Here is a 12,894-nt window from a genome sequence, read left to right on the forward strand (position 1 = left end):
TCAAATACATTTAAAGTAATCAAAGGGTTCCCGGCAGCTGTTGCAGCGATAAAGCGCTTTACAGGCCGTGGAGCCGAATTCACTGATGAGCGAGGTGTGTTCACTCCCGCAGCGCGGGCATGTCACCTGGGCGGCGACCGTCGCGTGACAGGCATGTCCCTGCGGCGGGCTGATACCGTATTCCCGCAGCCGGGTTTTGGCCTCCGGTGACATCCAGTCCGTCGTCCAGGCAGGATGCAAAACCAGCTTGAGATGCACCGGGGTTAGCCCGGCGTCTTCAAGCGTTTCCCGGATGGCGGTTAGCAAGAACTCGGTGGCAGGGCAGCCTGAATACGTCGGCGTGAAGCCGATATGCCAGCCATCCTCCCGATGTTCTACACTGCGTACCATGCCGAGGTCGGTAATGGTCAGGACCGGAATTTCCGGGTCGCTGATCTTACCGAGCAGTTGCCAGACGTCGCGAACGGCAGCGGGCTGAAGCGTGGCGGTTTGCATCCTCTTCTCCTTACCACTGCTGGTTTGGGTAAGCGCGCTGCAGGTACTGCATTTCAGCCAGCAGCGGGCCAAGATGTTCGGTATGTAGCCCCTGTTTACCGCCGGTGCGGTAAGGCGCTTCTTCCGGTACCTGTAATGAGGCATCGTTTATTCCGGCGGCGATCTCAAGCAGCCATTCTTCCCTGAGGCCGCGCGGGTCGACCGCGATCCCCTGCTCTGCCAGCGTCGTTTCCAGCTCGTCGGCAACAAACATTTCCCCGCTAAAGCGCCACAGTTTGTTCAGCGCGCTTTGCGTTTTTGCCTGCGAAAGTTCGGTGCCGTTGCCCAGGCGAACCAGCCAGCCGCGGCTAAACCGCAGGTGGTAGCGCACTTCTTTAATCGCTTTGGCCGCAATGGCCGCCAGCTGCGGGTCTTTGCTTGCCACCAGGCGGCTGAACAACGAGACGTGCCAGGCGTCCAGCAGGTATTGACGCACCAGCGTTTCGGCAAAGTCGCCGTTGGGCTGTTCCGCCAGCAACAGATTGCGGTATTCACGTTCGTCCCGGCCAAAGGCCAGTTTGTCTTCGTCGAGGTGTTCACCTTCACGCTCGGCGGCATAGGTCAGGAAGTTGCGGGCCTGGCCGAGCAGGTCGAGGCCAATATTGGCCAGCGCCAGGTCAATCTCCAGCTCCGGGGCGTGACCGCACCAGGCGCTCAGGCGCTGGGCCAGCACAAGGCAGGTATCGCCGAGGCGCAGGCTGTAGGTCGCTACAGGATCGAGTGTCATCGGCGGCCTCACATGTGCTCGATGCCGTCAGGCAGCGTGTAAAACGTCGGGTGGCGGTAGACCTTGCTGTCTGCCGGGTCGAAGAATTCCGGGCGCTCCTCCGGCTGCGAGGCCACGATTTCACTCGCTCTCACCACCCAAATAGAGCAGCCTTCGCTACGGCGGGTGTAGGCGTCACGGGCGTTTTCCAACGCCATCTGGTCGTCGGCCGCGTGGAGGCTGCCAACATGGCGATGGGACAGCCCTTTTTTAGTGCGGATAAATACTTCGTACAGCGGCCAGTAAATTTTGCTCATCTTTTACTCCTTCAGGCGGCGGTGCGGGCCTGTTGTTTTTCGGCATACGCAAGGGCGGCTTCGCGCACCCATGCCCCCTCTTCCCAGGCTTTACGCTTGGCGGCGAGGCGCTCTTCGTTGCATAACCCGCGCCCGGCAACCACGTCGTTAAATTCCTGCCAGTCAATTTCGCCAAAGCGGTAATGGCCCGTGGCCTCATCCAGATGCAGATCGGGGTCCGGCACGGTCATACCCAGCAGCTCAACCTGCGGCACCGTGTTGTCCACAAAGCGCTGACGAAGCTCGTCATTACCGAAGCGTTTAATTTTCCAGGCGAGACTTTGGGCGCTGTTAGGCGAGTTGTCGTCGTTAGGCCCGAACATCATCAGCGCCGGCCACCAGAAGCGATTAATGGCATCCTGCAGCATCTGCCGCTGCGCCGGGCTGCCGTTTGCCAGCACCGCGCAGGCTTCGAACCCCTGCCGCTGATGGAAACTTTCTTCCTTGCAGATTTTCACCATCGCCCGAGCGTATGGCCCGTAAGACGTGCGGCACAGCGCCACCTGGTTGACGATGGCGGCGCCGTCCACCAGCCAGCCAATCACGCCGATGTCGGCCCAGTTGAGCGTCGGGTAGTTAAAGATGGAGGAGTACTTCATCTTGCCGTCGAGCATCTTCTGGTAGATATCTTCCCGGGCACAGCCCAGAGTCTCCGCCGCGCTGTAGAGATACAGACCGTGCCCGGCTTCATCCTGCACTTTGGCCAGCAAAATGGCTTTGCGGCGCAGGCTGGGGGCGCGCGTTATCCAGTTACCTTCCGGCAGCATGCCGACAATTTCCGAGTGCGCATGCTGGCCTATCTGGCGGATCAGCGTTTTGCGGTAAGCCTCCGGCATCCAGTCCTGTGGCTCTATGGCGGTCTCCTGCTGGATGCGCTCATCGAAGCGTTCTTGTTCTGTCACGGCATCACCTTATGATTCAATTTAAACCAACACATTGCGATATTGCGAATCACATCATGATTAAAAGTTACAGATAAGTTAACGAAGATCGCAAAGATTACACCGTATGTTTGTGAGGCTTATCACGTAAAATATCTCAAATACCTGACTTATCATTGAGATAAATCAATAACAAAAAACACGCCTCAGAACTATGTTAACAATTTATTAAATTACACCTTGATTTTTATGATTCATAAAACAAACACTATAAACAATGAATGCAGCATGTAATGGAGAGTGAGATGCAACAGTTAACCAGCTATCTGTCCGGGACGTGGTTTAGCGGCCAGGGGAAAGAAAGAACTATTTTTCATGCCGTTAGCGGCGAACCACTGTGGCAGGTGACCAGCGAAGGGGCGGATATGGCGGCGGCAAAACGTTTTGCCCTCGCACAAGGCGGCAAGGCGCTGCAGGCCATGACCTTTATTCAGCGCGCCGCGATGTTAAAAGCGGTGGCAAAGCATCTGCTGGCGCAGAAAGAAGCGTTTTATGAAATTTCTTCCCAGACCGGGGCCACCCGCGCCGACAGCTGGGTAGACATTGAGGGCGGGATCAGCACGCTGTTTGCCTACGCCGGGATGGGTAACCGCGAGCTCCCGGACGATACGCTGTGGCCGGAAGATGAATTGATGCCGCTGTCAAAACAGGGAGGATTCGCGGCTCGCCACGTACTCACCTCTAAGTCCGGCGTGGCGCTGCACATCAACGCCTTTAACTTCCCCTGCTGGGGAATGCTGGAGAAGCTGGCGCCGACCTGGCTGGCCGGTATGCCGGCGATTATCAAACCCGGCACGGCCAGCGCTCAGTTAACCCAGGCAATGGTCAAAGCGATTGTTGAGTCAGGCCTGGTGCCGGACGGCGCGATAAGCCTGATCTGCGGCGGCGTGGGCGATCTGTTCGATCACCTGGATGAGCAGGATGTGGTGACATTTACCGGCTCGGCCAGCACCGGCCAAAAGTTACGTTGTCACTCAAATATTATCGCCCGCGCTATTCCGTTCACCATGGAAGCTGACTCGCTTAACTGCTGCGTGCTGGCGGCAGACGTCTCTCCTGAGCAACCAGAATTCACGCTGTTCGTCCGTGAAGTGGTGCGCGAAATGACCGCCAAAGCCGGGCAGAAATGTACCGCGATTCGCCGCATTATCGTGCCGCAAAACCGGCTGGGGGCGGTGCTTGAAGCGCTGAAGGCAAAACTTGAAAAAATACGGCCAGGCGACCCGGCGACAGAAGGCGTGCGTATGGGGGCGCTGGTCAGCCTTGAGCAACGGGATGACGTGCAGCGTAAGGTTGACCAACTGATTGCCGCCGGATGTGAAGCCGTGCTTGGCGGCAAAGCCGATTTCACTCAGCCGGGCGCGTTCTTCCCGCCTACTCTTTTGCTTTGCCAGCAGCCGGACGAAACGCCTGCGGTGCACGAGCTTGAGGCCTTCGGCCCGGTAGCAACCGTGATGCCTTATCGGGATGCTGACCACGCGATGGAACTGGCGCGCGCCGGTCAGGGCAGTCTGGCCGGAACCTTAGTCACCGCCGATGAGCAAATTGCCCGTGAGTTTATTCTGGGTGCCGCCCGGGCTCACGGCCGTATTCAGGTGTTGAACGAGGAGTCCTCGGTGGAGTCGACCGGGCACGGCTCACCGCTTCCGATGCTGGTGCACGGCGGCCCGGGCCGCGCGGGCGGCGGTGAAGAACTGGGCGGTCTGCGTGCGGTGAAACACTATATGCAGCGCACCGCCATTCAGGGCAGCCCGACGATGCTTGCCGCCGTCAGCGGACAGTGGAACTACGGCGCGCGGATTCAGGAAGATACCGTTCATCCGTTCCGCAAACATTTTGAGGAATTGCGCATCGGGGAAAGCATTCTGACCGCCCGCCGTACCGTGACCGAAGCCGACATCGCCAACTTCGCCAACCTGAGCGGCGACCGTTTCTATGCCCATACCGATAAAATTGGGGCGGCGGAGTCGTTCTTTGGCGAGCGCGTGGCGCACGGCTACTTTGTGGTTTCAGCCGCCGCCGGGCTGTTTGTCGATCCGGGCGTCGGGCCGGTGATTGCCAACTACGGCATGGAAAACCTGCGCTTTATTGAGCCGGTAAAAATCGACGATACGATTCAGGTGCGCCTGACCTGCAAACGTAAAACCGCCAAGCCGCAGAAAACGGCGGAAGATAAGCCGGTTGGCGTCGTCGAATGGGCGGTGGATATCACCAATCAGCATCAACAGACCGTTGCCCGCTACTCGATCCTCACCCTCGTTGCCCGCCTGAACGGCGATTTTGCCTCTTGATGGTTCGGCAAGTCTTTCACCCTTGATATCGCTTCTGGTTTTTTACCCTCACCCTAACCCTCTCCCTTCCAGGGAGAGGGAACAAACCACTTTCCCATTGCCGGTTTTCCCTTCCGGGAGAGGGCTGAATTTAACCCGACGCTCATCGGCCCGAAGTAACAAATCTCTCCCATTCCACATTCTGGCAACCACAGCAAAACGCTTGGCAGGGAATACAAGGGACCCCCCGGCGAAAGTTGTTATGTTGAATCCGACAGTCTTTATCCAGCACGCACATAACAACACAACACACTTTTAAGGTGAGAAAGCGATGACAATGAAAACTGGAAAAAAAGCGCTGGCGCTGGCTATTGCGCTCCTGACCTCGGCGGGGATTCACGCCCCGGCTTTTGCCCACGGCGGCGAGGCACATATGGTGCCAATGCAAAAAACGCTCGCGGATTTTGGCGCCGACGTCCAGTGGGACGATTACGCACAGATGTTTACCCTCGTCAAAGACGGTGCCTACGTGAAGGTGAAGCCCAATGCCACCTCCGCCATCGTGAACGGCAAAACGCTCAAGCTCGAAGTGCCGGTTATCTTTAAAGACAAAACGGCGTTTATCTCCGAAGGGTTTATCAATGAAGTGTTTCAGTCCGGGCTGGATCAAACCTTTGCCGTCGAGAAAAAGCCACACCCGCTCAACTCCCTGAGCGCCGACGAAATTAATAAGACGGTGGAGATAATCAAAGCCGCGGCGGACTACAAGCCGAATATTCGCTTTACCGAGATTTCTCTGCGCGAGCCGCCCAAGGAGCAAGTCTGGAAGTTTGTGATGGACGGCACCAGCGTCAGCCAGCCGCGTGAGGCGGACGTCATCATGCTGGACGGCCGCCATATTATTGAAGCCACGGTGGATTTAGCCGCCGGAAAGGTCAACAGCTGGAAACCGATTGAAGGCGCTCAGGGCATGGTGCTGCTGGACGATTTCGCCAGCGTGCAGTCGATAATCAATAACAGCAAAGAATTTGCCGACGCGGTGAAAAAGCGTGGCATCAGCGATCCTTCAAAAGTGGTCACCACCCCGCTTACCGTCGGCTATTTCGACGGCAAGGACGGCCTGAAGCAGGATCAGCGCCTGCTGAAAGTGGTGAGCTATCTTGACGTTGGCGACGGCAACTACTGGGCGCACCCGATTGAAAACCTGGTGGCGGTGGTGGATCTTGAACAGAAAAAAATCATCAAGATTGAGACGGGCCCGGTCATTCCTGTGCCGATGACGCCCCGTCCCTATGATGGCCGCGATCGCGAAGCTGCGAACCTGAAGCCGCTGAATATCATTGAGCCTGAAGGGAAAAATTACACCATTACCGGGGATACGATTCGCTGGCAAAACTGGGATTTGCATCTGCGCCTGAACTCACGCGTAGGCCCGATAATCTCTACCGTGACCTACAACGACAACGGCACCAAACGAAAGATTATGTATGAAGGATCCCTTGGCGGGATGATTGTGCCGTATGGTGACCCGGATATCGGCTGGTATTTTAAGGCCTATCTGGATGCCGGTGACTACGGCATGGGCACGCTGACTTCCCCTATCGTGCGCGGCAAAGATGCGCCGGGTAATGCAGTTCTGCTGGACGAGACCCTGGCCGATTACACCGGGAAGCCAACCACTATTCCACGCGCTATTGCGGTTTTCGAACGTTATGCCGGGCCGGAGTATAAGCACCAGGAAATGGGCCAGCCGAACGTCAGCAGCGAACGTCGCGAGCTGGTGATCCGCTGGATAAGCACCGTGGGTAACTACGACTATATCTTTGACTGGGTCTTCCACCAGAACGGCACCATCGGCATTGATGCCGGGGCGACCGGGATCGAGGCGGTGAAAGGCGTGAAGGCTAAAACTATGCATGACGCCACCGCGAAAGAAGATACCCGCTACGGCACGCTGATAGACCACAATATTGTCGGCACAACGCATCAGCATATTTATAACTTCCGCCTGGATTTGGACGTCGACGGCGAAAATAACAGCCTGACCGCTATCGATCCGGTTGTGAAGCCGAACACCAGCGGCGGCCCGCGCACGAGTACGATGCAAACCAATGAATATGCGATTAAAAACGAACAGGATGCGGCGCAGAAATTTGACCCAGGCACTGTCCGCCTGTTGAGCAATCCGAATAAAGAAAACCGTATGGGCAACCCGGTTTCCTACCAGTTAATTCCTTACGCCGGGGGGACTCACCCGGTAGCTACCGGCGCGAAATTTGCGCCGGACGAGTGGATTTATCATCGCCTGAGCTTTATGGATAAGCAGCTGTGGGTGACTCGCTATAACCCGGATGAACGCTATTCCGAAGGGAAATACCCTAACCGCTCCGCGCACGACACCGGTTTAGGCGCTTACAGTAAAGACAATCAGTCGCTGGAAAACACGGACAACGTCGTCTGGTTAACCACCGGCACCACGCATATTGCCCGTGCCGAAGAGTGGCCAATCATGCCGACCGAGTGGGTGCATGCCCTGTTGAAGCCGTGGAACTTCTTTAATGAAACGCCAACGCTTGTGAAGTCAGACGATAAAGAGAGTCAATAGTGGGGTTTGCGGCGCGCCTGAACAGCGCGCCGCATCTTTAATTCAGGGCTTGATAGCCTGCCAGCCGTGAATAAGCAGCGACTGGAAGAACGACTGCGCGCTGGCAAATCCCCCGGCAAGAAGCAATGCTTCAGTTTGACGCGGCGGCAACAAAAGTAAACGTCGGCTGAGCTCGGCCTTCACCTCAGAAATGTCCCGCTCGCGTTGGGTATAAGCCTGCTGCAGCGCAACCCAATTTCTTAATTGCCCGTCAAAATCGGGACTCGCCATGTCTCCCGCAATTTCCGCGGCGATAAGCTGCCCGGCGGGTTTTAACCTGTCGGCAATGTGTTGGTAAATACCGCCCCGCTGTGGATGTTGGATAAAATGGGCCACCAGCAAACACAAAGCGGCGTCGTATTTTTCCCGTGCAGGAACGTCAATGACGTGGCCTTCAATCAGCGTGCAGCGACCACTCAGCCCTTCCCGGGCAAGCTTTTCCGCACAGACAGCAAGCATATCCGGGGAAGGATCTACCCCGGTAAAACGCCACCCCGGGTGCAGATTGGCCAGCCGAACAATTTCTGTCCCGGTACCGACGCCAACGCAGAGAACCTGCGCCTCTGCAGCAAGGTTTCGGAACAACAGGGATATCAATGCGTGCAGGTTGTTTGAAATGTCTTTCAACCGTTCGCCGCTGGCATCGTACTGGCGCGAAAATTCTGTATTAAAAATGTCGTTCGTATCGTTCATCACATCGCCTCTGATGGATTTTCGGCGTAAAACAGGGTAATAAACACCCAATAAACTCATGTAACTTACGATAGCACATGATATGAGGCTTTAAAAATTGTTTTCTTTTTGTACGCTTCGCGCTTGTTAATTCGAATTTTATTTATAAGTAATCTTGAATTGTTTTGTAGGTGATATTTTTACTCGAAAGGATATACAGGAAATAATGTTTCCAATAAAGGAAGCTTTACTTCCCATAAATGAAACAGAATATGACAGCGGGTAACAACAAGCATCTTTGGTTAAGAAAAAGGTAAAGATCGATAAAGTCACGAGGATCCCGTTTCATTATAACTGAACAATGATATAATCGCCGCGGACTTACTCTGAATTTAAATAAATAAAACAACGTAACATGTGCCTCTTATCACTAACCTCAGGCACTCATTTCACGGGAAATAACCCCGTAGCTGAACACCGAGAAAAATAATATGACGCAACACCAACTCCAGGACACTATCGCCCGCTACAGTCAGCAATTAAAAAAGCATCCCTGCTTTCGGGAAGCCATCCGGCATCATTATGACTCCCTGCTGGTAACCTATAAAAAACAGCCTCTCTTTTATAAAACGATTCTGCAAAGCTCACGCTTTCATGTGGTCCTTGCACTGCTATGTTTTCACTACAGCGAGCGCAAGGCCGTGCTGGCGGATATCAAAGAGTTTTGCGTAAAAATGGAGCTAACCAGCCTCAACACGGTGAATTCTCTGGTCACTCTGCTGCGCATTACCGGCAGAATGACGCTGGAAAAAAGTGAAGATGACCGCCGGGTGCTGCTGTATAACCCCAGCGTAAAAGGCCTCAATGAAACCCGCAGCTATATGCAGATTTCTACTCCCTCACTGAAAATGCTGCTCCCGGAGAGTTCTTTTTCGATTCATATCCTTGATGATAACAGGATCTTTGAACAATTTTTTCGCCGCAGTGCCAACCTGTTATTTGATGAAGTCATATTGAGCCGACTGGTGCCTAATAGCGCGATGTTTGTGGATAAAGACGCCGGGCATATTATCATCCTCAGAATATACCTGATGGCTGAACAGAGTGAAGATGGCAAATGGTGGCTGCGCCCCAATTACAATAAAACAGCGAAAGACCTTTCAGTGTCGAGAATGCACCTGAGACGCATCGTTAACTGCGGGATCATGGCGGGATTATTTAGCGAAGATAGTGACGGCGTATTAGAAGTACACAACGGTTTTATTGAAATGGCTGAGTCCTACTTTGGCTTTTATTTCTCTTTCATTCTGTACGGCCTTAATATCGATCCAACTAACGTATAAAAATGCCGGCTTTCGCCGGCTTTTTTTATCTTTCTCGCAGCGCCTCGCTGGCTTTATTCAACGGTTTGAGCAGGTAATCGAGAACTGACTTACCGCCGGTTTTAATGTCTACGGTGGCAATCATGCCGGGGAAGATGGGGAACGATTTTCCTTCCCGATTCTCCAGCTGGCTGGCATCGGTGCGGATGTAGACCCGATAGTAGTAAAGGTCACGCTTCACCTCATCCTGCAGCGTATCCGGCGAAATGGTGGTGACCACCCCTTTCAGCCCGCCATAGATGGAGTAGTCGTAGGCGGTAATTTTCACCAGCGCATTTTGCCCCGGGTGAATGAAGGCGACGTCCCGCGGCGAGATTTTCGCCTCAATCAGCATTTGGTCGTCAAGCGGTACCAGCGTCATCAGCTTGCCGTTAGGGGGAATAACGCCGCCCACGGTCGTCACCTCAATGCCTTTCACAATCGCCCGCACCGGTGAGGTAAATGTCAGGCGCGTCAACGAGTCTTCCCTGCCTCGCATCACCGAGCGCTGAGTTTTAATTTCCTCATTGGCTTCGGCCAGCTCTTCACGAGCGCGGACGTAGTACTGGTTTTGCATTTCGGTGATTTTATTTTCCAGCTCGTTTTTTTGCCGCTGCAGGCGCAGAACCTCGACGCTGCTGGCCGCGCCCTGCTTGACCAGCGGCTCGGTCATCGCCAGCTCGCGCTGCACCAGCGAGATGGCCTCACGCAGCCCGGAAACCCCTTTTTCAAGGCTGCTGCGGCGTGATTCGTAGAGCGCTGTCTCCTGGCGTACCAGCTCGCTATCGCTGGCCAGTATGTCCGGGAAGACAAGCGGTGTGGCGCCAACTTCGGCCTTCAGGCGGGCAGCTTTCGCCATCGCCGCGTGGAGGTGAGATTCACTTTCCTGTACCCCGGACTCGGTTTTTGTTCGGTCAAGCTGTGCCAGCACCTGGCCCTGCTCAACAATGTCCCCCTCGTGGACGCACAGCTTGTAGAGAAGCCCGCCCTCCAGGGACTGAATAACCTGCTCGCGCGACGACGGGACAACTTTTCCTGAGCCGGTCGTGACCTCATCCAGGCTGAAAAAATTCGCCCAGAGCACAAAAGCCAGCAGCATCAGCCCCAACGCCCAGGCGACCAGGCTCGATCGCGGCAGCGCCGGCTCTTTCAGGCGGCTATTGTAGCGAGTGATGTCGTTCATACCTGCACCTCCGACGTGATATTTGGCTTGAGCGTCGCAGTCCGCCGCGGGGCGGCTTTATTTTCCATCATCCCGTGCTGCTGCAGGATTTTGTCTCGTGGGCCATCCATGACGATACGGCCGTTATCCAGCACGATGATGCGGTCTACCAGCTGCAGGATGGGTATCCGGTGCGTGGCGACCACCAGCGTGCGGTTGCCCAGCCACGAAGCAAGGTTGGCGACGAGCTGCTGCTCGCTGATTTCATCCAGCCAGGCCGTGGGTTCATCCAACAGCAGGATCTGCGGCTGCAGGATGAGGGTTCGCGCCAGCAGCAACGCCTGTCGCTGCCCCCCGGAAAGGCCTGCGCCACCTTCGGTAATCAGGTAGTTGAGGCCATTTTTTTGCTTCTGAACAAAGCCCAGCGCGCCGCTAAGCGCCAGGGCGCGGTGGATCTCTTCGTCGCTTGCCAGCGGGCGGCCCATGGTCAGGTTATCGCGGATTGAGCCGAAGAACAGGCGAGCCTGCTGGCTAAGCAGGGTCATATCACGGCGAAGATCGGCGGTGTCGAGCTGGCCGAGACTGATACCATCCAGCAGGATCTGCCCGTGCTGCGGCGTTTGCATCCCCGCCAGCAGCTGTAAGAGCGTGCTTTTTCCGGAGCCGTTCCGCCCAAGTACCGCGATTTTTTCCCCGGCAGTAATGGTCAACCGCGCAATGTCCAGGTCGTTGACCTTCTCTTCTTCGTCGTAGTAAAACGCCGCGTAGTTAAGCTGGTAGTTTCCCTGCAAATGGGCTTTGTGCACTTTTTTGCCCTCCTCGGGGTCGTCCAGCGGACGTTGCATTAAGTCATCCAGCCCTTTACGCGCCACCTTCGCCTGCTGCCAGCGCGACAGCACCCCGGATATCTGCGCCAGCGGAGCAATGGTGCGGGAAGCCAGAATGGAAGTTCCGACCAGCGCGCCGGTGGTCATATCACCGTTAATCACCAGGTAGCAACCGACCAGCAGCACTACGGCGTAGACAATAGACTGCACTTCCTGCGTCCAGGTCATCAGCAGGCTGGTCAGCCAGCGCTGCTTCATGCCCACCCCGGCCGCTACGTCGTTGGTGTTATTCCACTGGTTCTGGAACCGCTGCTCTGCGCGCAGCAGTTTGATGTCTTCGATGGACTGAACGGCCTCCACCAGCGTGGCATTGCGGATAGCCGACTCGCGCATGCCCTCGTTCGAGAGGTGCGCCAACGGACGCTGCACCAGCAGGCCTGGGATCAGCAGCAGAGGAATCGCCAGCAGCACCACAAACACCAGCGGGCCGCCAATCAGCCAGAGAATAAAGACAAACAGCAGGAAGAACGGAATGTCCGACACCGTGCCAATGGTGGTAGAGGTGATAAGCTCCCGCACCGACTCCAGTTCACGAATCTGTGAGATAAACGAGCCGGTAGATTTAGGTCGGGCGCTGTTTTTAATGCGCAATGCCCGGGCAAACACCCGGTCAGAAATGCGTAAATCGGCCCGCTTCCCGACAACGTCGGCTATGTGGACGCGCAGCATACGCATGGTGAATTCAAAGAGAATCGCCAGCATCACGCCGCCAAACAGTACCCACAGCGTGGGGACCGACTGTGAAGGTACCACCCGGTCGTACACCTGCATGGAGAAGATCATCCCGGCAAGCGCCAGCACGTTTGCCGCCATCGCCACCAGCATGATATCGCCGTAGCGTTTCCAGTCTTTCAGCGCCAGCGTCCAGAACCAGTTTTTTTGATACGGCTTAACGTAGTCATCCACCCGCGCGTCGGGGATAGAATTCAACGGGCGCAGCAGAAACAGGCCTTTCAGCCTTTGCGACAGTGCCTCACGGCTGACCACGGTTTCCAGTCCGCTGTCGCCGCTAAGCTGTATGCTGAGCTGCCCGTGCTTGTCCATATGGGTCAACACCGCCATCTGGCCGTCATTAAGCTCCACCACCAGCGGCAAACGCCACGGATCGATAAGCGAGACATCCGCCGGGACGCTGCGCAGGGCTAATCCAAGCTGACGAGCCATGTCTTCCAGCACCAGATGATGGGGGCTTTGGCTTTCCTGGTTAATCACCACCCGTACGTGTTCTTCCGAGAAGTCCAGCCGGTAGTGGCGGGCTACGGCCAGCATGGCCTGCAGCCAGGGTTCATAGCGGGTATGGGTTGAAGTCATCGTGTTTCACATCCTGCGAAAGTGGCATAAAGCGCCTGTGTCGTCCTTTC

At 55.7% G+C, this 12,894-nt stretch carries 10 protein-coding genes; 3 read left to right on the forward strand and 7 right to left on the reverse strand.

All coding sequences use genetic code 11. The features are described 5' to 3' along the window. From VW41_11815 to paaA, 4 genes are read right to left on the reverse strand one after another with little or no spacing between them, the layout of a single operon-like run. Positions 1–495, reverse strand: coding sequence for a phenylacetic acid degradation protein (locus tag VW41_11815; GenBank protein AJZ89670.1), 495 nt, complete (start codon positions 493–495; stop codon positions 1–3). 10 nt (positions 496–505) lie between these two features. Next, on the reverse strand, positions 506–1,261 hold the full coding sequence (locus VW41_11820) for a phenylacetic acid degradation protein (protein AJZ89671.1): 756 nt from the start codon (positions 1,259–1,261) through the stop codon (positions 506–508). 8 nt (positions 1,262–1,269) lie between these two features. Then, positions 1,270–1,557, reverse strand: coding sequence for a phenylacetate-CoA oxygenase (paaB, locus tag VW41_11825; protein ID AJZ89672.1), 288 nt, complete (start codon positions 1,555–1,557; stop codon positions 1,270–1,272). An 11-nt stretch (positions 1,558–1,568) separates the two neighbouring features. Then, positions 1,569–2,498 (reverse strand): ATPase AAA, encoded by a 930-nt coding sequence (gene paaA / locus VW41_11830; GenBank protein AJZ89673.1) that lies wholly within the window; start codon positions 2,496–2,498, stop codon positions 1,569–1,571. Between the two features lie 284 nt (positions 2,499–2,782). Between paaA and VW41_11835 the strand changes: the two genes are divergently transcribed. Together VW41_11835 and tynA are read left to right on the forward strand one after the other, a co-directional pair. Further along, the gene (locus VW41_11835; protein ID AJZ89674.1) at positions 2,783–4,828 is read left to right on the forward strand and encodes an enoyl-CoA hydratase; all 2,046 of its coding nucleotides are present in this window, start codon (positions 2,783–2,785) and stop codon (positions 4,826–4,828) included. A 310-nt stretch (positions 4,829–5,138) separates the two neighbouring features. Further along, complete coding sequence (gene tynA, locus VW41_11840) at positions 5,139–7,412, forward strand: tyramine oxidase (GenBank protein AJZ89675.1); 2,274 nt, start codon at positions 5,139–5,141, stop codon at positions 7,410–7,412. A 42-nt stretch (positions 7,413–7,454) separates the two neighbouring features. On the opposite strand, the gene VW41_11845 is transcribed toward tynA, so the two are convergent. Continuing rightward, positions 7,455–8,144 (reverse strand): methyltransferase, encoded by a 690-nt coding sequence (locus VW41_11845; protein AJZ89676.1) that lies wholly within the window; start codon positions 8,142–8,144, stop codon positions 7,455–7,457. A gap of 470 nt (positions 8,145–8,614) precedes the next feature. On the opposite strand from VW41_11845, the gene VW41_11850 reads away from it, so the two are divergent. Further along, entirely contained in the window at positions 8,615–9,466 is an 852-nt protein-coding gene (locus VW41_11850) for a hypothetical protein (GenBank protein ID AJZ89677.1), read from the forward strand. A gap of 25 nt (positions 9,467–9,491) precedes the next feature. On the opposite strand, the gene VW41_11855 is transcribed toward VW41_11850, so the two are convergent. After that, on the reverse strand, positions 9,492–10,667 hold the full coding sequence (locus tag VW41_11855) for a secretion protein HlyD (protein ID AJZ89678.1): 1,176 nt from the start codon (positions 10,665–10,667) through the stop codon (positions 9,492–9,494). After that, a complete protein-coding gene (locus VW41_11860; protein AJZ89679.1) occupies positions 10,664–12,844 on the reverse strand; it encodes an ATP-binding protein in 2,181 nt (726 codons plus the stop codon). The genes VW41_11855 and VW41_11860 overlap by 4 nt, the downstream gene beginning before the upstream one ends. Positions 12,845–12,894: the final 50 nt, after the last annotated feature.

Source organism: Klebsiella michiganensis, assembly GCA_000963575.1.
GTDB classification, from domain to species: Bacteria; Pseudomonadota; Gammaproteobacteria; order Enterobacterales; family Enterobacteriaceae; genus Cedecea; species Cedecea michiganensis_A.

Excerpts from the sequence above, each read along its gene's own strand:
- paaB (AJZ89672.1), bottom strand. The coding sequence starts at position 1,557 with ATGAGCAAAATTTACTGGCCGCTGTACGAAGTATTTATCCGCACTAAA.
- tynA (AJZ89675.1), top strand. The coding sequence starts at position 5,139 with ATGACAATGAAAACTGGAAAAAAAGCGCTGGCGCTGGCTATTGCGCTC.
- VW41_11845 (AJZ89676.1), bottom strand. The coding sequence starts at position 8,144 with ATGAACGATACGAACGACATTTTTAATACAGAATTTTCGCGCCAGTAC.
- VW41_11860 (AJZ89679.1), bottom strand. The coding sequence starts at position 12,844 with ATGACTTCAACCCATACCCGCTATGAACCCTGGCTGCAGGCCATGCTG.
- VW41_11820 (AJZ89671.1), bottom strand. The coding sequence starts at position 1,261 with ATGACACTCGATCCTGTAGCGACCTACAGCCTGCGCCTCGGCGATACC.
- VW41_11835 (AJZ89674.1), top strand. The coding sequence starts at position 2,783 with ATGCAACAGTTAACCAGCTATCTGTCCGGGACGTGGTTTAGCGGCCAG.
- VW41_11855 (AJZ89678.1), bottom strand. The coding sequence starts at position 10,667 with ATGAACGACATCACTCGCTACAATAGCCGCCTGAAAGAGCCGGCGCTG.
- VW41_11850 (AJZ89677.1), top strand. The coding sequence starts at position 8,615 with ATGACGCAACACCAACTCCAGGACACTATCGCCCGCTACAGTCAGCAA.
- VW41_11815 (AJZ89670.1), bottom strand. The coding sequence starts at position 495 with ATGCAAACCGCCACGCTTCAGCCCGCTGCCGTTCGCGACGTCTGGCAA.